This window comes from Acinetobacter geminorum (genome assembly GCF_013009345.1).
Taxonomy (GTDB): Bacteria; Pseudomonadota; Gammaproteobacteria; order Pseudomonadales; family Moraxellaceae; genus Acinetobacter; species Acinetobacter geminorum.
Window position 1 is genome coordinate 43,204 of record NZ_JABELE010000010.1, and the last position, 19,753, is coordinate 62,956.

The 19,753-nt window shown below is 41.1% G+C and carries 14 protein-coding genes and 1 pseudogene; 11 read left to right on the forward strand and 4 right to left on the reverse strand.

Going from position 1 to position 19,753, the window contains the following annotated elements; genetic code table 11:
• The first annotated feature begins 6 nt into the window (after nucleotides 1–6).
• The 5 genes from HJG58_RS10910 to HJG58_RS10930 all read left to right on the forward strand — a co-directional run bounded on the left by HJG58_RS10910 (nucleotide 7) and on the right by HJG58_RS10930 (nucleotide 6,119).
• Complete coding sequence (locus HJG58_RS10910) at nucleotides 7–801, forward strand: SDR family oxidoreductase (protein ID WP_004703156.1); 795 nt, start codon at nucleotides 7–9, stop codon at nucleotides 799–801.
• A 15-nt stretch (nucleotides 802–816) separates the two neighbouring features.
• Nucleotides 817–1,608 carry an aspartate dehydrogenase gene (locus tag HJG58_RS10915; RefSeq protein WP_057077353.1) on the forward strand — a complete coding sequence of 264 codons (792 nt, stop codon included), beginning with the start codon at nucleotides 817–819 and terminating at the stop codon, nucleotides 1,606–1,608.
• A 13-nt stretch (nucleotides 1,609–1,621) separates the two neighbouring features.
• A complete protein-coding gene (locus HJG58_RS10920) occupies nucleotides 1,622–3,088 on the forward strand; it encodes an aldehyde dehydrogenase (protein WP_005124539.1) in 1,467 nt (488 codons plus the stop codon).
• A 38-nt stretch (nucleotides 3,089–3,126) separates the two neighbouring features.
• Entirely contained in the window at nucleotides 3,127–4,767 is a 1,641-nt protein-coding gene (locus HJG58_RS10925) for a thiamine pyrophosphate-binding protein (protein WP_170248884.1), read from the forward strand.
• A gap of 155 nt (nucleotides 4,768–4,922) precedes the next feature.
• Nucleotides 4,923–6,119 carry a hypothetical protein gene (locus tag HJG58_RS10930; RefSeq protein ID WP_216076562.1) on the forward strand — a complete coding sequence of 399 codons (1,197 nt, stop codon included), beginning with the start codon at nucleotides 4,923–4,925 and terminating at the stop codon, nucleotides 6,117–6,119.
• Nucleotides 6,120–6,181: 62 nt separating this feature from the next.
• Here the strand turns inward: HJG58_RS10930 and HJG58_RS10935 are convergent, their stop codons facing one another.
• Nucleotides 6,182–7,480, reverse strand: a complete 1,299-nt coding sequence (locus HJG58_RS10935) for an MFS transporter (protein WP_170248885.1) — start codon at nucleotides 7,478–7,480, stop codon at nucleotides 6,182–6,184.
• A 235-nt stretch (nucleotides 7,481–7,715) separates the two neighbouring features.
• Here HJG58_RS10935 and def point away from each other — a divergent pair, with 235 nt between their 5' ends.
• Both def and HJG58_RS10945 read left to right on the forward strand, forming a co-directional pair.
• A complete protein-coding gene (gene def, locus HJG58_RS10940) occupies nucleotides 7,716–8,198 on the forward strand; it encodes a peptide deformylase (RefSeq protein WP_170248886.1) in 483 nt (160 codons plus the stop codon).
• A 178-nt stretch (nucleotides 8,199–8,376) separates the two neighbouring features.
• Nucleotides 8,377–9,699, forward strand: a complete 1,323-nt coding sequence (locus HJG58_RS10945) for a glutaminase (RefSeq protein WP_068566367.1) — start codon at nucleotides 8,377–8,379, stop codon at nucleotides 9,697–9,699.
• Here the strand turns inward: HJG58_RS10945 and HJG58_RS10950 are convergent.
• Complete coding sequence (locus HJG58_RS10950) at nucleotides 9,666–10,454, reverse strand: AraC family transcriptional regulator (RefSeq protein ID WP_170248887.1); 789 nt, start codon at nucleotides 10,452–10,454, stop codon at nucleotides 9,666–9,668. The two genes, HJG58_RS10945 and HJG58_RS10950, sit on opposite strands and share 34 nt — an antisense overlap.
• Nucleotides 10,455–10,560: 106 nt before the next feature.
• Here HJG58_RS10950 and HJG58_RS10955 point away from each other — a divergent pair, with 106 nt between their 5' ends.
• Complete coding sequence (locus HJG58_RS10955; RefSeq protein ID WP_216076563.1) at nucleotides 10,561–11,781, forward strand: MFS transporter; 1,221 nt, start codon at nucleotides 10,561–10,563, stop codon at nucleotides 11,779–11,781.
• Between the two features lie 67 nt (nucleotides 11,782–11,848).
• Here the strand turns inward: HJG58_RS10955 and HJG58_RS10960 are convergent, their stop codons facing one another.
• Nucleotides 11,849–12,994, reverse strand: a complete 1,146-nt coding sequence (locus HJG58_RS10960) for an aldose epimerase family protein (protein ID WP_170248888.1) — start codon at nucleotides 12,992–12,994, stop codon at nucleotides 11,849–11,851.
• 193 nt (nucleotides 12,995–13,187) lie between these two features.
• On the opposite strand from HJG58_RS10960, the gene HJG58_RS10965 reads away from it, so the two are divergent.
• Together HJG58_RS10965 and HJG58_RS10970 are read left to right on the forward strand one after the other, a co-directional pair.
• A complete protein-coding gene (locus HJG58_RS10965; RefSeq protein ID WP_170248889.1) occupies nucleotides 13,188–13,634 on the forward strand; it encodes a hypothetical protein in 447 nt (148 codons plus the stop codon).
• Between the two features lie 24 nt (nucleotides 13,635–13,658).
• Nucleotides 13,659–13,883, forward strand: a pseudogene (locus tag HJG58_RS10970) (transketolase family protein); the annotation flags it as partial.
• A gap of 80 nt (nucleotides 13,884–13,963) precedes the next feature.
• Here HJG58_RS10970 and metH read toward each other — a convergent pair.
• A complete protein-coding gene (gene metH, locus HJG58_RS10975) occupies nucleotides 13,964–17,650 on the reverse strand; it encodes a methionine synthase (protein ID WP_170248890.1) in 3,687 nt (1,228 codons plus the stop codon).
• Nucleotides 17,651–18,114: 464 nt separating this feature from the next.
• Here metH and HJG58_RS10980 point away from each other — a divergent pair, with 464 nt between their 5' ends.
• A complete protein-coding gene (locus HJG58_RS10980; RefSeq protein WP_161281807.1) occupies nucleotides 18,115–19,746 on the forward strand; it encodes an inorganic phosphate transporter in 1,632 nt (543 codons plus the stop codon).
• Nucleotides 19,747–19,753 lie beyond the last annotated feature (7 nt).

Sequence of the window (19,753 nt, forward strand, 5' to 3'; positions counted from 1 at the left end):
AGGATTATGAGCTTCCAAGTTGAAGGAAAAGTTGCAGTTGTTACCGGTGGCTCATCTGGGATTGGGCTGGCTGCTGTTGAAATACTAGTTGCAGAGGGTGCAAAAGTTGCTTGGTGTGGTCGCGATGAAGAACGTTTAAATGCTTCTAAGCACTATATTTTAGAAAAATTTCCACATGCCAATATTTTTACCAAAGCATGTAATGTGTTGAAAAAAGAAGAAGTTCAGCAATTTGCCAAAGACGTCAAACTCAATTTGGGCAATGTGGACATGCTCATTAATAATGCTGGGCAAGGCCGTGTTTCAAATTTTGAAAACACACAAGATGAAGACTGGATGAAAGAAATCGAGCTGAAATATTTCAGTGTTTTACATCCGGTACGGGCTTTTCTTGACGACTTAAAACAGTCGGCAAATGCCTCAATTACCAATGTGAACTCGTTACTGGCACTACAACCGGAACCGCACATGATTGCGACTTCATCTGCACGCGCTGCACTGTTGAACTTAACCCATTCGTTGGCTCATGAGTTTACTCAATATGGTGTTCGTGTGAACTCGATTTTACTCGGAATGGTGGAATCTGCGCAGTGGAAACGCCGTTATGAAACCCGTTCAGATTTAAATCTGTCATGGGAAGAATGGACAGGCAATATCGCAAAAAATCGTGGCATTCCTATGCAGCGTTTAGGCCGTCCAGAAGAGCCTGCACGTGCTTTAGTTTTCTTGGCATCACCATTGGCATCTTACACCACAGGTTCGGCAATAGATGTCTCAGGTGGTTTTAACAAACATTTATAAATATTAGGTGCTGTCATGAAAAAGTTGATGATGATTGGTTTTGGCGCAATGGCAGCAGAAGTGTATGCCCACTTGCCTCAAGATCTGCAACTCAAGTGGATTGTCGTGCCATCTCGCAGCATTGAAAAAGTGCAGTCACAAGTCTCTTCTGACATTCAAGTAATTTCAGATATTGAGCAATGTGATGGTACCCCAGACTATGTCATTGAGGTGGCAGGTCAAGCAGCAGTAAAAGAGCATGCTCAAAAAGTTTTAGCGAAAGGCTGGACCATTGGTCTGATTTCGGTGGGTACTTTGGCTGATAACGAGTTTTTAATTCAGCTTAAACAAACTGCCGAAAAAAATGATGCCCATCTGCATTTACTTGCAGGGGCTATCGCAGGCATTGACGGTATTTCTGCGGCCAAAGAAGGTGGTTTGCAAAAAGTCACTTACAAAGGCTGCAAAAGTCCAAAAAGTTGGAAAGGTAGTTATGCAGAGCAATTGGTCGATCTAGACCATGTTGCTGAAGCTACAGTTTTTTTCACAGGAACTGCGCGTGAAGCTGCCATGAAATTTCCAGCGAATGCCAACGTTGCAGCAACCATTGCACTTGCAGGACTTGGTATGGATGAAACCATGGTTGAGTTAACTGTTGATCCAACCATCAACAAAAACAAACACACCATTGTGGCAGAAGGTGGCTTTGGGCAAATGACTATTGAACTGGTGGGCGTGCCGTTACCAAGTAACCCGAAAACATCAACTTTGGCTGCGCTTAGCGTGATTCGTGCTTGTCGCAACAGTGTAGAAGCAATACAGATTTAAGAAGGATTTGATCATGGCAAAGGAAATTTATATTGCAGGTGAATGGCGATTAGGCCGTGGTGCAGTCATTCAAAGCCTGTTTCCGGCAGATCAGTCGGTAAACGCTGAGCTTTCAACAGCAACGCTTGAAGATGTAAATGAAGCAATTGAAAAAGCGGATCAGGCTTGGCGTCAACCGAGCTGGAGAAACAGTTTGCCGCATGAGCGCGCACGTATTCTCTACAAAGTTGCAGACATTATTGAAGCGCGTGTAGACGAATTAGCGAAATTACAAACCCGCGATAATGGTAAGCCTTTAACCGAAACTCGCGGTTTGGTGATGAGCGCGGCGGCGACTGCACGTTATGTTGCAGCAGCATGTGAAACGTTGAATGATGAGCTCACTACTCAACGTGCTCCAGATTTTATGACCATGAGTGTGCATGAACCTGTGGGCGTTGTGGCAGCTATTACCCCTTGGAACTCTCCAATTGCGAGTGAAGTTCAAAAGCTTGCTCCAGCTTTGGCAGCAGGAAATGCCGTGGTTTTAAAACCAGCAGAAGCAACTTCACTGATTGCTTTAGAGCTTGCCAAAATTTTTGAAGAAGCAGGTTTACCAAAAGGCTTACTCAGTGTGTTAGTGGGGCGTGGTTCTGTGATTGGTGATGCCATTGCTCAACATCCCTTGGTTCGTAAAATTTCTTTTACAGGTGGAACAACCACGGGGCGTCATTTGGCACACATTGCCGCAGATAAACTGATTACTACTTCGCTTGAGTTAGGTGGTAAGTCACCAACTATCGTTTTGCCAGATGCAGATGTCGAACTGGCAGCTAAAGGTGTCGCGTACGGTATTTTTAGCTCGGCAGGCCAAGCGTGTATCGCAGGTTCTCGCTTGTTTATTCATAGCAGTCTTTACGATCAGTTTTTAACGCGTTTGGTTGAAATTACCAAAGGCTTACGTGTGGGCCATCCGGAACAAGCGGGTGTGCATTTAGGGCCACTGGTCAATGACAAACATTTGCAGTCAGTTGACCGCTATGTGCAGCTTGCTAAAAGCGAAGGTGGTCAAGTTCTAATTGGTGGTGAAGCGCTTACGACTGGTGACTATGCCAAAGGAAGCTATTACTTACCGACCATTATTACGGGCTTAAATAACAGTGCTCAAACCTGTCAGGAAGAAATTTTTGGCCCTGTTTTAGTCGTTATGAAATATGACAACGAGCAAGATTTAATTGCCCAAGCCAATGACAGTTGTTTTGGCCTTGCTGCAGGTATCTGGACTGAAAGCTATCGCAAAGCTTGGCGTATTGCACGTGCCTTAGAAGTGGGAACGGTATGGATTAATACCTACAAAAAATTCTCGATTAGTGCGCCGTTTGGTGGCTTTAAAGACAGTGGAATCGGACGCGAAAAAGGCCGTTTGGGCATTTTATCGTACATGCAACAAAAGAGTATTTATATGGGGCTGAATGAACAGCCTAACCCTTGGTGCGATTAATAAATTCAAGGACTGAAAACAAATTTTGAGGAATAGACATGACTGAACGTGTAAATGTAGGCGAAGCAATCGCAAGAGTTTTAGAAGCGCACCAAGTTGATAGTATTTATGGTGTTATTTCCATCCACAATTTACCTATTGCCGATGCAGTAGGGCGCCGTGAAAAAATGCGCTTTGTCGCAGCTCGTGGTGAAGCGGGTGCGGTTACTATGGCAGATGCACACTCACGCTTTAAAGGCCTAGGTGTAGCGTTAACCAGTACGGGTGCTGGCGCTGGTAATGCAGTGGGTTCACTGATTGAAGCAATGAATGCGGGTAGCCCTGTATTGCATTTAACAGGTCAAGTTGAGCGTGAATATCTCGACCGTGATGCAAGTTTCATCCATGAAACTAAAGACCAACTTACATTCTTGCGCGCATCAAGCAAAGCAGCGTTCCGTATTACCAGCCCAGACAATGCTATTGGTGTAATACGTGAAGCCATCCGTGTTGCAACTACAGTTCCAATGGGGCCAGTAAGTGTTGAGCTACCAATTGATGTACAAGCAGCCGAAATTGATTTGCCACTTAACTTAGGGCCAGTCAAAGCACTTGAGTTACCACAGGCAGAGCAAGCTGAAATTGACCATCTTGTCAGTGAAATCAAAAAAGCAAAACGTCCGATTTTCTGGATTGGCGGTGGAACTTTAAATAGCGTTGCAGAAGTGAAAGCAATTGCAGATTCAGGTATTCCGGTTGTTTCATCGACTCATGCTCGTGGGGTGTTGGCAGATGATCATCCACGTAGTTTGGGTGCTTTCCATAACTCAGCAGGTGTTGAGCAGTTATTAAAAGATGCTGACTTGATGGTGGTAGTGGGTTCTCGTTTACGTAGTAATGAAACAAAAACTTATTCGGTTGAGTTCCCTGAAAACATTATTCAGGTAGATGCCAACCCAGTGGCTCAGCAACGTAATTACAAAATCAGCAACTTCATTTGTGGTGATGCCAAAGATGTCTTAACACGTGTGTTAGAACAGCTTCAAGGAACTTCAAAAATCGATGCTGATTACGATGCTGCTGTAGTAGCGGCTAAACAGGCTGCAATTGATGCGCTGCGTAAACAAATCGACCAATACGCTTTAATTTGTGATCACTTGCGTGCAGCTTTACCTCAAGACGGTATTTTTGTACGTGACATCACCATGTCGGGTAGTACATGGGGCAGTCGTTTATTCCCTGTACAAGCACCAAACCAAAACATCCACTCACTCGCGGGTGCAATTGGTTTAGGTCTTGCAACAGCAATTGGTGCTTCGGTTGCTAACCCTGACAAAAAAGTAATTGGTTTAGTCGGCGATGGCGGCTTAATGCTGGGTATTGGTGAAATTGCAACTATGGTGCAAGAAAACACCAACATGGTCTTAATGATTATGAATGACGGTGGTTATGGCGTAATGCGTGGCATTCAAAATAACTACTTTGGTGGTCGTCAGTATTTCAATGAATTGCATACGCCAGACTACAAACTTCTTGGCGAATCAATGGGTGTGAAAAGCTGGAAAGTCGGTAGTGCAGATGAGTTTAAAACTGTCATTCAAGAGGCGGTTGCATTTGAAGGGCCAACTGTGATTGAGCTCGATATGAACTCGATTGGACCATTAAACTTCGCGGGTCCACCGCAAAAGAAACTGTATTAACCAGTTTGGATGGTTTAGTACATATGCGATGGGAGCTGCTAAGCCATCCTTTTTTTAGATAAATTTTTTTGTCTAAAAAACAATAAAAACGAAGTTTTACAGGTAAAACAAATAAAGTTCCAGCAGGACGCTGGAACTCAATCAAGGATGTAGAGATGAAAAAGACTTCATTGATCATGGCATTCATTGCACCGCTTACGCTGGGGGTAAGCGTCAATGCATTTGCAAAAGACTCATTGCTTGAATGGAAAAGTGATGACGGCACCGACTCATTAAAGTTAGGTGGGGTGGTTCGGTTAAATCAACGCTATGAAGATTGGGAAGGGCCAAACCGTGGTTTCGGTAAGCTCTATTTTGATATTTTTAGGGTAGATCTTAAAGGTAAGTTTGATGATGCCTATATCAACGCCAGCTATCTATTTCAAGACCAACAGAAAACGTCCATTGAAAAAGCATATGTCGGCTATAACTTAGATGCCAATAACAGCATTGAAGCAGGTTTGGTTTATAAACCATTTACGATTTATCCCTATCCGCAAAATGGCTGGACCTACCACATCCCATTCTTTTTAGGTTATGGCAACAATATTGCGCCAGGGATTAACTGGAATTATCACGACAAAGATTGGGATGTAAAACTCGGTTATTACCCGCAAATGTTAGAGACTAACTTGCGTTATTCACCAGAAAGTGCAACTTATGATGACTTGGCAGGAAATGCATTTCCATCTCAAAAAGCCTATCAAAATGAAAAACGTCATCAGTTTAATACCCGCATTGTGCGCAAGTTAGAAACTGATTTCGGTAAGCAAGAGTTTGGTGTCTCGGGTGCAATCGCTCAGCTACATAACAAAGTGACCGATAAAGACGGTAAATATTATGCAGTCGGTTTGCATACCGAAAACAACTACAAACGCTTTAATTTACAAAGCTCGGTCATTCATTATCAATACGATGCTAAAAATCCGGATGGTGTAAATAGTGACATGACTTTAATGGGCAATAATGGTTTTACACCTGCTTATTTCATTGCTTCGGAAGGAACCATTGCCAGTTTAAACCTTGCTTATACGTTGCCTGTGACCAATATGGGCAAGCTAAAAGCCATTAAGTTTTATAATGATTATAGTTATCTCGATAAAAAACGTGATGATTGGTCAGACTCGCAAATGAATACCACAGGGATGATGTTTATTGCTTCACCATTTATGGTTTGGGCAGATTATACCTGGGGTAAAAACTCTAACATTATTGGTGGGGCAACCAACTCAACAGGGTATACCTCTGCAACTTCACCAAATAGTGATAAATGGCTATACCGTATTAACTTTAATATCGGGTTTACTTTCTAAAATAAGCAGCATTAAAAAAACCACGTAATAGGCGTGGTTTTTTATTTAATAAGTTAAAGCGTTTAATACCTGTTTTTTTCAAACTTATTCCAAAACACAAAGGCAGTTACAAAGGCCAAAATAGTTAGCGCGAAAATATAATACATCGCACCAATATCACTATATTGACTGAGCCAATGCACTAAAGGCAGGGTCATACCACCAACAATTGCATACGATAAATTATAAGAAAATGAAATGCCCGAGAAACGCACAGGCGCGGGGAACATTTTAACCATACTGCTCGACACCATGCCGACAGTACCAGAGCATAGACCCAACAACATATATAAACCAAAAATGGTTGAATGTGCCGCGTGCCCCAAACTGTTATAAAAAACTGCCGCTGTAAGTGCCACGGCAAGTGCACCAAACATCATGACTTTGCCACAGCCAAAACGGTCAGCAAAATAGCCTGCCAAAATACAGCCCACCATTTGCATGACAATGGCTGCACTTTGCATTTCAAAAGTCTGTGCGCGCTCAAAGCCAAATGAACCAATCAACAAATTTGGCATGGCTAAAATCACCACCACCACACATCCCGTTAAAAACCATGTAAATAACATGCCAATTGCAACGGCTGTTTTATGCGTTTTTAAGACTTGTTTTACAGGCATTTCTTTAGAAATTTCTTTACGGGCCTGCATGGCTTTAAACACAGGGGTTTCTTTCAAATACGTTCTTAAATAAAGTGCAACGAGTCCAAAAACACCACCCACAATGAAAGGAATACGCCATGCCCAGTCATGGATTTGTCTTTCACTAAAATTAAGTGAAATCCATAAAGACATGAGCGCACCTAGTAAAATTCCTAAAGACAGTCCGGCAGTTAATAAACCATTTGCTAGTCCGATTTTTCTTTCAGGCACGTGTTCAGATACAAAGGTCCATGCAGCTGGAATTTCACCCCCAATCGCAATCCCTTGCACCACACGCATGAGCAATAAAAGTAGCGGTGCCAAATATCCAATATTTTCAAAAGTGGGCAAAATCCCGATAAACAGGGTAGGCAGCGCCATCAGCAAAATAGAAAGCGAAAATAGTTTTTTACGCCCCACCAAATCACCAAAATGGGCCATGACAACCCCGCCTAAGGGCCTAAAAAAATAACCTGCTGCAAAAATGCCGTAAGTATTGAGCATGGCCCAAAACGGACTAAGTGTGCTGGGGAAAAAGAGGTCGGAAATGATTTTGGCGTAAAACACATAAATCACAAAATCGTAAAACTCTAAAGCTCCACCCAATGAAGAAAGGGCAAGAGTTCGTTTATCTTCTTTATTAAGATAGTTCGCGTCCTGCAAAGTTAATTCCTGATCCATTTTTTACTTAATTGTTGTAATTGAAGCTTGGATATTAATGGAAAAGTGAAGTAAAAGTAAATGGAGGAAATTTGTTCTATATGCCAACGTCGATTGGACCTGCTCAGATCAAAAAAGCTTTAAAACAAAAAACGCTTTAGATGAAACAAAAACAGATGTAGGAATGGCTTTTCTTTTGTTTCGTTCAGCGACACAATAAAACTTGTTATAGCCAGTTTAATGAGAGAGTCAAAGGATGAGTGTAGTTTTACCTGTCGCGAAGCGTGGTGAAGATATTTTGAAACTGACTGCGGCCCCTGTGTCGGCAAATGAGTTAAACAGTAATTGGCTTTATCAGCTTGCTGACGCTATGCATGCGACAATGCTTGAGCGTAATGGGGTAGGAATTGCTGCGCCGCAAGTGTATATCTCTAAACGCGTCATTATTGTGGCGTCTCGTCCAAACCCACGTTATCCCGATGCACCTGAAATGGAAGCAGTGGTCATGGTGAATCCTGAGATTTTAGAGTTCTCAGATGAAGTTTGTTTAGGTGAAGAAGGTTGCTTAAGTGTGCCAGACGAGCGGGGGCAAGTTGAACGCGCAGAAATGGTTAAGGTTAAATATTTAACACTTCAGGGCGAGACGGTGGAAACGATTTTCCATGGTTTTCCTGCTCGTATTGTTCAACATGAAGTCGATCATTTAAATGGGATCTTATTTGTAGAAAGAATAATCTAATCTTTAGTTTAAAGTTTTGAAAAACCTATAATGAGCTTGAAAAGGATAACTCATCGGAATTAGAATACTTATATCGTGATATTTAAATCATTACAAAAGATATAATTTTAATATTATCAGCAGGTTGTGCTGAAATTTTGCGCGATGTTGTAAATCTCCTCATTTAAGGTTACTGACCATGAAAACCCCTCTCCCAGAATATTTGGCAAATGTTATAGAAGCCTGTGACATCGATAACAGCGGTCATCTCGCCGATTATATTCCTGAGTTGGCAAATGCAAACCCAAATCGATTAGCTTTAGCAATGTCTACGGTAGATGGTGAAATTTATTCGGTTGGCGATGATGATGTTGAATTCACCATACAATCAATTTCAAAACCATTTGTATATGCCTATGTTTTACAACAGCTTGGCATTGATGCAGTACTTGCTAAAGTAGGGGTAGAGCCTTCAGGAGAAGCCTTTAATGAAATTTCATTAGGTAAAGATGGCCGTCCGAAAAACCCGATGATTAACTCTGGCGCAATTACTGTACATTCCTTGATTCAGGTCAAGCATGGTTTACATAGCGCAGAAATTCTACGCCGTTTTATGAGCGAGCTTGCTGGTCGTGAATTAAGTTTTGATGAGTCTGTTTATGATTCGGAAGTCAAAACAGCCTACCGTAATCTTTCGATCGGTTATATGTTGCGAACAGTGGGGATTTTGGAAACTGACCCTGTTGATATTGTGAATGGTTACATTCGACAATGTGCGATCATGGTTACAGTTAAAGATTTGGTACGTATGGGTAGTGTACTTGCCAATGGCGGGGTCGACCCTAGAACTGGAAAACGCCTATTAAACCGATCTGTAGTTAGACAAGTCCTCAGTGTCATGATGAGCTGTGGTATGTATGATGCTGCGGGTGACTGGCTTTCAACTGTAGGTATTCCTGCTAAAAGCGGTGTAGCTGGGGGGATTTTGGGTGTGCTGCCGGGTCAGGTCAGTATTGCTGCTTTTTCACCTCGACTAGATGAGCATGGTCATAGTGTTCGAGGAATCGATATTTTAGAACGATTATCTCGTGACATGGGATTACATCTCATGGAAGGTACGCCTTCTGCCCAGACCATTGTACAAAGTCATTACCGTACAGGAAAAGATGCATCATTAAGTGTATATGTGCTTCGGGGTGTATTGAAATTTACCGAAGCTGAAATGTTGTTGCGTATTTTACAAGACGAGACAACTGATCAAAGCACAATCGTTATTGATTTAACCCAGATTTCACTTATCCACGATGTGGGTAAACGTATGTTTTTAGAAGGCGTAGATCGTCTGATTGATGATGGTCATACTCTTGTTTTAGTTGATCCTGAACAGCGCTTAGACCATGCCAGAACCGCCAAAGATCGAGAACTTCATGTCTATCATGATTTCGATGATTTATTGGAAAAACATGAGATCCGCACTAAAAAAAAGACTTATAGCGACATCGCGGCACTTCTAAACTGCTGAGGTGTTTTTCCTAGATGTCGCTTAAACATTGCACTGAATGCGCTGGGGTTTGTATACCCCAGTGACTCTGAAATTTGGGTAATAGATTCGCCATTCGCGATTTTACTCAAGGCAAGTGCAATATGCATTTGCTGTACCCATGCCCGATAAGACAGCCCAGTTTCTTTTTGGAACATACGCATTAAAGTTCTAGAGCTCGTACCAATATCATCAGCCCAATCTGTTAAATCTTTTGAATGGTCAGGAGTATGTAATAACTCTTGGCAAATTTTTAAGAGTCTTTTGTCTTTAGGCCACGGAATCTGAATAGACAACAAATTAGCGCGATGGATTTCTTCAAAAATCAAAATTTGTAAAGAACGGGAAAGCTCTTGAGAGGTTGCTGTATTTGGAGTGTCCTCTCGTTCAATTTCATTTAAACGAATCAAAAGTTCATGTAACAGGTTACTGACTCGAATAATAAAGCAATGTTGTCCCATTAGAGCTGCTGCATTTATTTCAACCAACGCCGTATTTAACTTAACGTGACTCAGTGAAATCACGCTGTGCTCTACATGTGCTGGAATCCATAATGCACACATGGGTGGCACAATCCACACATGATTAGGTGTAAACACCTGAATGTTGCCAGTGGACGCATATAAAAACTGCGCACGTGTATGCGTATGGGTAGGAGTGATTTCTCGGTAAGAATGCTCGGAAGATAGCCCAATCACCAGTTCAGATAAATCAGACTGAATAAGAGAATCGGACATAAACTATCCTAAAAATTGTCACTTATACGATGATTATTGGAAGATAACTTTATAAGCGACAATTTACAATAAGCTTCTCATTTAAAAATATTGGAGTTTTTCAGGTATGACGTCTTCAATACAATTGAAAGATGGTATTGCCAATACCGTTGCAAATGATCAGCCTCAAGGAATGATTATTAAAATTGTAGGCGCCGTGGCAGTCGCACATTTACTGAATGATTTAATTCAGGCAGTGCTACCAGCCATCTATCCAATGCTAAAAGCAAACTTTTCACTGAGTTTTGCCCAAGTTGGCCTGATCTCGTTTGTATATCAAATTACAGGTTCACTGCTACAGCCTTGGATTGGACTTTATACCGATAAATATCCAAAACCATATCTTCTCCCACTCGGAATGGTTGTCACATTCTGCGGCATTATCTTGTTAGCATTTTCACCAAGTTTTGCAGTGTTGTTATGTGCATCTGCCCTCATCGGGGTTGGGTCTGCAACCTTTCATCCAGAGGCTTCGCGGGTGGCACGAATGGCATCGGGTGGGCGCTTCGGTACAGCACAGTCGACTTTTCAGGTGGGCGGAAACACCGGGACAGCCATTGGTCCATTATTAGCAGCTTTACTGATTGTTCCATTTGGACAGCATGCAGTTGCCGGCTTAGTGATATTTGCACTTTTGGCGATTTGGGTTTTATTTGGCGTAAGCCGTTGGACTGTGAGTCATGCTAAAAATCAGGTAGCTGCACGTGCAACTCAAGCACATAGTAAATTGCATGGCCGTAAGCTGATTATTGCTTTGAGCACAATTAGTGTGTTGATGTTTGCTAAATTTACCTACATTGCTAGCATTAGTAACTACTTTACCTTTTACTTAATTCAAAAGTTCCATATCAGCATTCAAACAGCTCAGTTGCATTTGTTTGCCTTTTTGGCAGCCGTTGCTTTAGGTACATTTGCAGGTGGCCCAATTGGTGACAAAATTGGCCGTAAAGCTGTGATATGGGTTTCATTTGTTGGTATGGCGCCGTTTGCATTAATGATGCCGTTTGCAAACCTATTTTGGACAACAGTTTTCTCAATTATTGCAGGTTTAGTGTTGTCATCGGCTTTTGCTGCAATGGTAGTTTACGCACAAGAAGCTGTTCCGGGCCGTGTGGGTATGATTGCAGGTTTAATGTTTGGTCTGATGTTTGGGGTAAGTGGTATTGCCGCAGCTGGGTTAGGACATTTAGCCGATATTAACGGCATTGAATGGGTATTTGGTTTATGTTCATTGTTGCCATTACTTGGTTTTGCAACTGCATTTTTACCCAACACAAAAGTAAAATAAATGAAAAGACTCTCAGCCATATTTAGCTGAGAGTCTTTGTAATATGAACCTAGCCTCATTGAAAAGATTATTTTTGAACACCAAACTTAAATACGGTGACACTGTTATAAGTTTGATTTGGGTTTAAACGTGTAGAAGGGAAAGCTGATTGATTCGGGCTATCTGGAAAATGCTGTGTTTCTAATGCTAGCGCATCTGCTTGTCGATAGAGTACGCCATTTGCACCAGTAACATTTCCGAGTAAATGATTGGCTGTATACATTTGAACGCTTGGTTCAGTGGTTAAAACCTGCATGGTTCGTTTAGATTTTGGGTCAACCACAATAGCTGCAAGATTGAGTTTCCCTTGAGACTTTTGATTAATTACCCAAGTTTGGTCATAGCCATATCCATAGGCCAATTGCTGATTATTCGCTCGAATATCTTTTACGATTGCTTTAGGTGTCCGAAAATCAAAAGGTGTACCTGCAACCGAAGCTATTTCACCTGTGGGTAAAGAGTTTTGATCGGTTACCAATATACGGTCTGCATTGAGTTGTACTACATGATCTAGCACGCCATAAGGGTTATTGCCAGCGCCTGATAAGTTGAAATAACTGTGGTTGGTAAGGTTGACGACTGTCGGTTGATCAGTTTTGGCTTTATATTCGATCTGGAATTCATTTTGATCTGAAAGACTGTAGATCACTTCTACATCTAATTTTCCGGGAAAACCTTGATCACCATTTGGACTGGTTAACTTAAGAGAAGCTTTAACGGTTTCACCTTTAGAAACGAGGGGCTTAACTTGCCAAACACGTTTATCAAAACCGGGATTACCGCTATGTAATGAATTCGGCCCATTATTTTTTTCAAGGTTATACGTTTTTCCATCTAAGTTAAATTTAGCATTGCCAATACGGTTCGCATAACGACCAATTAATCCGCCAAAATGAATGCCTTCCTTGGTATCAGTGACTTCATAACCTTTTAGATCATCAAAGCCCAAAACAATATTATTTTGTTTGCCTTGTGCATCGGGAGTCAAAATCTGTGTAATTACACCACCGAAGCTAATAAAAGATACCGAGACTCCTTTGTTATTGCTCATGGTGTATAAATCAACTTTTTGACCGTCTTGAGTCGTACCATATGGTTTTACATTTAATGTGGCTGCATTGGTAAGTTGTGCAAAGCTATAAATCGTAATACCTAAAATTGCTAAATTTTTCATGTTTATACTCTATTTTTTAATCGTAGGATTGGATGAATATAAGATTGATTTTTCATCTTTTTAAAGAGGTTTTTATTATAGATAGTGTTAATGATGCTTAGTGCCATTAACTCTAAATATTGAACAAACTTGCACAATTTAAGGTTATAAAGAAATTAATCTTATGAGTAAAACTCAACGGTAAGCTATTTTTATGATTCATCCCGACTCGGTTTTAAAATTTTCGCTTGGTCTAAATAGTCTCTCGTTTGATTTAGATAGCCAACACCTTCACCTTGAGCAGGGCTTAGGTTTTATTAATTCAAAAAGTATTAGCAATGGTGTTATTGATGAGCTTGCGATTGAAAAGATGATTTATTTTATTGAAGAAATCATCGAGTCGCAGCCCCTCAGAAATTTAAATATAAGTGGTGTAGCTGTTACGTCTGATGCTGTTATGACACAACTGAGTCAGTTATTTTTTAATGCTAAAAAGCAAATCAGCCGTACTGAGCTTGAGCATGGATTTAATGGTTTTATTGAACATTTAAGTTACTATACAAACCAAGTGGCTCCAAATCAGCTTTATATTTTTACCTACTTTGTATTTGTTCGAGAGATGATGCATCACTTAAGAGTTAAGGAAATTCAAATCATTTAATAATTACTTTCTCAATCCGCTAACTCATCAGGTGGCCGACCTGTTTTAACGGCCAAAAATCATTCAGTGATTGGTGGGTTAGGCGAAGCAGTCGGCTCACTATTTCTAAGAAATGGACAACATCCTCGTTTTGACATGATTGGTTTGCCAGATGCATTTTTAGATGCAGGGGCATTGCCCACTTTGCATGATCGCTATGGTATTTCAACTGAAGCAGTTAAAGAGAAGATTAAGGTACATTTGAAGTAAAAGATTAAATTTTCAAATTGAAAAGGGCGTGATGGATTTCCTTCACGCCCTATTTTTTAATCAGGTTTATTTATATCAACTTAAGCAATCGAATCATCTAAATTCGGCGCTAACCAACGTTTCGCTTCATCCAGTGTCCAACCTTTACGTTTTGCATAATCTTCAAGTTGGTCTTGAGAGATCTTGCCCACGTTAAAGTATTCGCTTTGAGGATGCGAATAATAGAAACCACTCACCGAAGATGGCGGCATCATTGCGAAGTGCTCAGTCAGTTTGGTACCGATTTTATCGGTAGAACCCAACCAGTCAAACAATACTGCTTTTTCAGAGTGCTCAGGGCAAGCAGGGTAGCCCGGTGCAGGGCGAATACCGACATATTTCTCTTTAATCAGTTCTTCATTGCTGAGCTGTTCGTCAGCTTTATAACCCCAGAACTCTTTACGAATGCGTTCATGCAAGTGTTCTGCAAAAGCTTCAGCAAAACGGTCAGCCAGTGATTGAACTAAAATTGCAGAGTAGTCATCACCTTTAGCTTTGTATTCATTTGCCAGTTCTTCTGCACCAAAAATAGATACAGTGAATCCGCCTAAGTAGTCTTGTTGCTCACGGTCCTTACGAATGTAATCTGCCAAAGATAAGTTTGGTTTACCTGTCACTTTGTCAGATTGCTGACGTAAGTGCTCAAAAGTATGCGTAACATTTTGACCCGCTTCATCAAATACGCTCACTGTGTCTGCGTCAGTTCGCTGTGCAGGGAACATACCGAATACAGCACGAGCATCAAAACGGTTGTTGTCTATAATATCTTTCAACATTGCTTGAGCTTGGTTGTACAAATCTGTTGCAGCTTCACCCACCACTTCATCTTCTAAAATTTTCGGGAATTTACCTGCCAAGCTCCAAGAAATGAAGAATGGTGTCCAGTCAAAATACTCTACAAGCGTTGCAAGAGGGTAGTTGGTGAGGACTTGTGTTCCCAAAAGATTTGGTTTTGGTGGTACATAGCTTTCGTCAAGTTTAAAACCGTTTTCAACTGACTCAGCATAGGTCAATTTTGCAGCTTTTGGCTGTTTGTTGGCTAATCGCTCACGAATCTTGGCATATTCAGCACGGTGTTCTGCAATAAAGTTTCCACGCATTTCTTTAGAAAGCAGGGTCGTTGCAACACCCACAGCACGTGAAGCATCTGCCACATAAATCACAGCATCGTTTTGGTACTGAGGATCAATTTTTACTGCTGTGTGTGCTTTAGAAGTAGTCGCGCCACCAATCAATAAAGGAATGTTAAAGCCTTTGCGTTGCATTTCTTTCGCAACAAAGACCATCTCATCTAAAGATGGAGTAATCAGACCTGACAAGCCAATGATGTCACATTTTTCATCAATAGCAGTTTGCAGAATTTTTTCTGCTGGTACCATTACGCCAAGGTCAACAATGTCGTAACCATTACAGCCAAGTACAACCCCTACAATATTCTTACCAATATCGTGTACGTCACCTTTAACAGTTGCCATCAGGACTTTACCTTTAGATTGGCTACCTGTTTTTTCAGCTTCAATATACGGGTTGAGCCAAGCCACTGCTTGTTTCATGACTCGGGCAGATTTTACAACTTGTGGTAAGAACATTTTGCCTGACCCGAACAAGTCACCAACCACGTTCATACCGTCCATCAAAGCGCCTTCAATCACATCTAAAGGACGTTTGGCTTTGAGGCGAGCTTCTTCGGTATCTTCATCAATGTAAGTGGTAATACCTTTAACTAAAGCGTATTCAAGACGTTTTTCGACTGACTCATTACGCCATTCAAGGTTCTCGGCTTCTTTGGTAGCACCGCCTTGTCCGCGGTATTTTTCTGCTACTTCAAGCAATTTTTCAGTCGCAGCTTGACCAGACTCACCTTGGTTTTGGTTTAAGATGACATCTTCAACTGCTTGTTTTAGCTCGGCTGGAATATCATCATAAATTGCCATTTGGCCAGCATTCACAATACCCATGGTCATGCCTTGCTTGATGGCATGGTACAAGAACACAGAGTGAATGGCTTCACGAACAGGCTCGTTACCACGGAATGAGAACGAAACGTTCGATACACCACCAGAAATCATGGCGTGAGGTAAGTTTTGTTTAATCCAACCTGTGGCCTCAATAAAATCGACGCCATAGTTATTGTGCTCTTCAATACCTGTTGCTACTGCAAACACGTTCGGGTCAAAAATAATATCTTCAGCAGGGAAGCCTACATCGTTAACCAAAATGTCATATGAGCGTTTACAGATTTCACGCTTACGTGCAGCAGTGTCGGCCTGACCTGTTTCGTCAAATGCCATGACAATAATCGCAGCACCATATTGACGGCACAGGCGAGCTTTTTCTACAAACTCGTCATAACCTTCTTTTAAAGAAATTGAGTTAACTACAGGTTTACCTTGTACACATTTTAAGCCAGCTTCAATGATTTCCCATTTTGATGAGTCAATCATGATTGGCACACGTGAAATATCTGGCTCAGAAGCCACAAGGTTTAAGAAATGCACCATCGCATTTTGCGAATCGAGCATCCCTTCATCCATATTAATGTCGATAATCTGTGCGCCAGCTTCCACTTGTTGCTGTGCAACTTCTAAAGCTTCAGCAAAGTTTTCCTCACGGATTAAGCGTAAGAATTTTTTCGAACCTGTAACGTTAGTACGTTCACCCACGTTAACGAACAATGAGTCATCATAAATATTAAATGGTTCTAAACCACTCAAACGGCATGCAGGTACAGTTTCAGGAACTTGACGAGGGGCAATATCTTTTACCGCATTGGCAATCGCACGGATATGATCAGGTGTTGTACCACAGCAACCACCAGTAATATTAATTAAACCGCTTTCTGCAAATTCTTTTAAGAATGCCGCAGTTTGCTCTGGTGTTTCATCATATTCACCAAAAGCATTTGGTAAGCCTGCATTTGGGTGCGCTGAAACAAACGTATCAGCTACATCGGAAATGGTTTTTACGTGAGGACGCATGGCATCTGCACCAAGCGCACAGTTAAAACCAATCGATAGCAAGTCACCATGACGTACAGAGTTCCAGAACGCTTCCGCAGTTTGACCTGTTAAGGTACGACCCGATGCATCGGTAATGGTCCCTGAAATCATAATTGGTAATTCGCGACCAATCTGTTTAAAGACTTCTTTTACCGCAAAAATCGCAGCTTTACAGTTTAATGTGTCAAATACGGTTTCAATCAAAATGATATCTGCACCGCCTTCAATCAACGCATGAGTCGCTTCAATATAGTTTTCTTTTAGCTCATCAAAGGTAATGTTACGAAAGGCAGGGTCATTTACATTCGGTGAAATGGAACAAGTACGCGATGTTGGCCCAAGCACGCCTGCAACAAAACGCGGCTTATCTGGAGTCGAATACTTCTCACAGGCTGCTTTGGCTAAACGTGCTGCTTCACGGTTAATCTCTGGAACAAGATCTTTCATGTGGTAATCAGACATAGAAACACGCGTGCCGTTAAAGCTGTTGGTTTCAATAATGTCTGCACCAGCATCAAGATAAGCTTCATGAATACCTTGAATGATTTGAGGTTGTGTCAGAACCAAAAGGTCATTGTTACCTTTTAAGTCATGTGCCCAATCGGCAAAACGCTTACCACGGTAGTCAGCTTCTTCCAATTTATGGCGCTGGATCATAGTTCCCATTGCACCATCAATAATCAGAATGCGTTTAGCAAGAAGCGCTTTTAGGGTGGCAAGCGTAGACATAGAAAACCCCGATCTTTTATATGAATTTAAAAATGCGGCGCTATTGTAACAGAATAGTTGCGCAATTGATGATCTATAACGACCCATCATTCACTGTAATAGATTCATTAAAAAACGGCTTTTATGACAAATGAAGACTGTTTTTTCATCAAATATTCATAAAATGATCATGATATTGAAATATTTCATCTCCAATATTCGGTTTTATGACAGTTGCGGTGTTTAAAAAGTAGTCGTTTAGGTAATTTTTTAGATATTTTTGCTTCAAAAATAGTCATAAAATAGATGGGTGGGGATTTATGTAAATTATTGTATTTAAATAAAATAATAAAAATCATAGAGGAAAGGTGCATCAAATGAGGTCAAAATGTGAAAAATTGACTTCATCAGGCGCTGCTTTGTCATATAATTGTCATAATTTAATTTAAGAATACAGAGGATTTTTTTATCCTCTTACCGTCTGCATGAATTCTAATCTACCCCCTGTTTCGGATTCAAAACTTGCGGCAAACCTGCAAGTCAAATCGACGAATGTACATGTCCCGACACCTAAGTTTTTTATGCCGGTGTTTCTGACGATTATTGTTGCAACACTTATTTATATTGGATTTCAGGTGAGTGCGGATTTGGCGCATGTACCACCTTTGAGTCTTTATTCAGTTATTCTTTTATCAACTGCACTCTTGATTGCTTTAGGCTTTGAGTTTGTAAATGGCTTCCACGATACTGCAAATGCAGTGGCAACAGTGATTTACACCAATGCTTTACCAGCACCAGTTGCAGTCATGTGGGCTGGTTTTTGTAATTTCCTTGGGGTAATGGTTGCAAGCGGCGCAGTCGCTTACGGCATTATTGCATTGCTGCCTGTTGAACTGATCATGAATATGGGTAGCGGTGCAGGTTTCGCAATGGTTTTTGCATTGTTGCTCGCTGCAATTCTTTGGAATCTTGGTACATGGTTCTTAGGAATTCCTGCGTCTAGCTCTCATACTTTGATTGGTTCAATCTTGGGTGTGGGCATTATGAACCATCTATTGAGTGCATCGACCGGCGTAACGACCAGTGGTGTTGATATGGATCAGGTGATTAAAGTCGGTAAGGCATTATTATTTTCACCTTTAATTGGTTTCGCTTTTGCAGCGATTGTATTCTTGTTGGTTAAAACTATTTTTAAACGCCAAGTAGAATTATTCCAACCACCGGAAGGTAATAAACCACCACCAGCAATCATTCGTGCAATTTTGATCTTTACCTGTACAGGTGTAAGTTTTGCACATGGTTCTAATGACGGTCAAAAGGGTATGGGACTCATCATGCTGATTTTGGTTGGTCTGGTGCCATTGGCTTATTCATTAAATAAAAATCTTGATACACAACAAGTTCAATCATTTCATCAGCTTTCTTCTCAAACTGCCGTATTGTTGAAGCAAAATCAGCCAGAATTAACTGATGAAAAAGCACGTGTTATTCTGACTAAATATATTCAAACTAAACAGCAAACTCCAGAAGTCGTGCCTGCATTGGCAAGTATGACTGACCACTTGGGTGAGCGAGTTTCTAGCTATAACAACTTAAAAGATATTCCTGAAGCTGCAATTAGTGAAATTCGTAATGATATGTATTTAAGCACCACGACGTTTAAGCGTTTGGATAAAGCGGATGCTTTACCAAAAATGGATCAATCACAAGAAAAACTTGTGAAAGAATATCGTAGTAGCTTAGATTCATTCTTACAATACATTCCGACTTGGGTAAAAGTAGCTGTTGCTTTAGCACTTGGCCTAGGCACAATGGTTGGTTGGAAACGTATCGTTGTGACTGTAGGTGAGCGTATTGGTAAGCATCACATGACTTATGGTCAAGGGATGTCTGCTGAACTTGTTGCAATGAGTACAATTGCAGCTGCTGATGGTTTAGGTATGCCGGTTTCAACAACGCATGTTTTAAACAGTGCTGTTGCGGGTACGATGGTTGCGAATAAATCAGGTTTAAACTTTAATACAGTTAAAACAATTTTATCTGCATGGGTATTTACTCTTCCTGCAACAATCTGTTTGTCAGGTGGTTTGTACTGGTTATTCTTGCAGTTTGTATAAAAGCATT

Excerpts from the sequence above, each read along its gene's own strand:
- HJG58_RS10910 (WP_004703156.1), top strand. The coding sequence starts at position 7 with ATGAGCTTCCAAGTTGAAGGAAAAGTTGCAGTTGTTACCGGTGGCTCA.
- HJG58_RS10915 (WP_057077353.1), top strand. The coding sequence starts at position 817 with ATGAAAAAGTTGATGATGATTGGTTTTGGCGCAATGGCAGCAGAAGTG.
- HJG58_RS10920 (WP_005124539.1), top strand. The coding sequence starts at position 1,622 with ATGGCAAAGGAAATTTATATTGCAGGTGAATGGCGATTAGGCCGTGGT.
- HJG58_RS10925 (WP_170248884.1), top strand. The coding sequence starts at position 3,127 with ATGACTGAACGTGTAAATGTAGGCGAAGCAATCGCAAGAGTTTTAGAA.
- HJG58_RS10930 (WP_216076562.1), top strand. The coding sequence starts at position 4,923 with ATGAAAAAGACTTCATTGATCATGGCATTCATTGCACCGCTTACGCTG.
- HJG58_RS10935 (WP_170248885.1), bottom strand. The coding sequence starts at position 7,480 with ATGGATCAGGAATTAACTTTGCAGGACGCGAACTATCTTAATAAAGAA.
- def (WP_170248886.1), top strand. The coding sequence starts at position 7,716 with ATGAGTGTAGTTTTACCTGTCGCGAAGCGTGGTGAAGATATTTTGAAA.
- HJG58_RS10945 (WP_068566367.1), top strand. The coding sequence starts at position 8,377 with ATGAAAACCCCTCTCCCAGAATATTTGGCAAATGTTATAGAAGCCTGT.
- HJG58_RS10950 (WP_170248887.1), bottom strand. The coding sequence starts at position 10,454 with ATGTCCGATTCTCTTATTCAGTCTGATTTATCTGAACTGGTGATTGGG.
- HJG58_RS10955 (WP_216076563.1), top strand. The coding sequence starts at position 10,561 with ATGACGTCTTCAATACAATTGAAAGATGGTATTGCCAATACCGTTGCA.
- HJG58_RS10960 (WP_170248888.1), bottom strand. The coding sequence starts at position 12,994 with ATGAAAAATTTAGCAATTTTAGGTATTACGATTTATAGCTTTGCACAA.
- HJG58_RS10965 (WP_170248889.1), top strand. The coding sequence starts at position 13,188 with ATGATTCATCCCGACTCGGTTTTAAAATTTTCGCTTGGTCTAAATAGT.
- metH (WP_170248890.1), bottom strand. The coding sequence starts at position 17,650 with ATGTCTACGCTTGCCACCCTAAAAGCGCTTCTTGCTAAACGCATTCTG.
- HJG58_RS10980 (WP_161281807.1), top strand. The coding sequence starts at position 18,115 with ATGAATTCTAATCTACCCCCTGTTTCGGATTCAAAACTTGCGGCAAAC.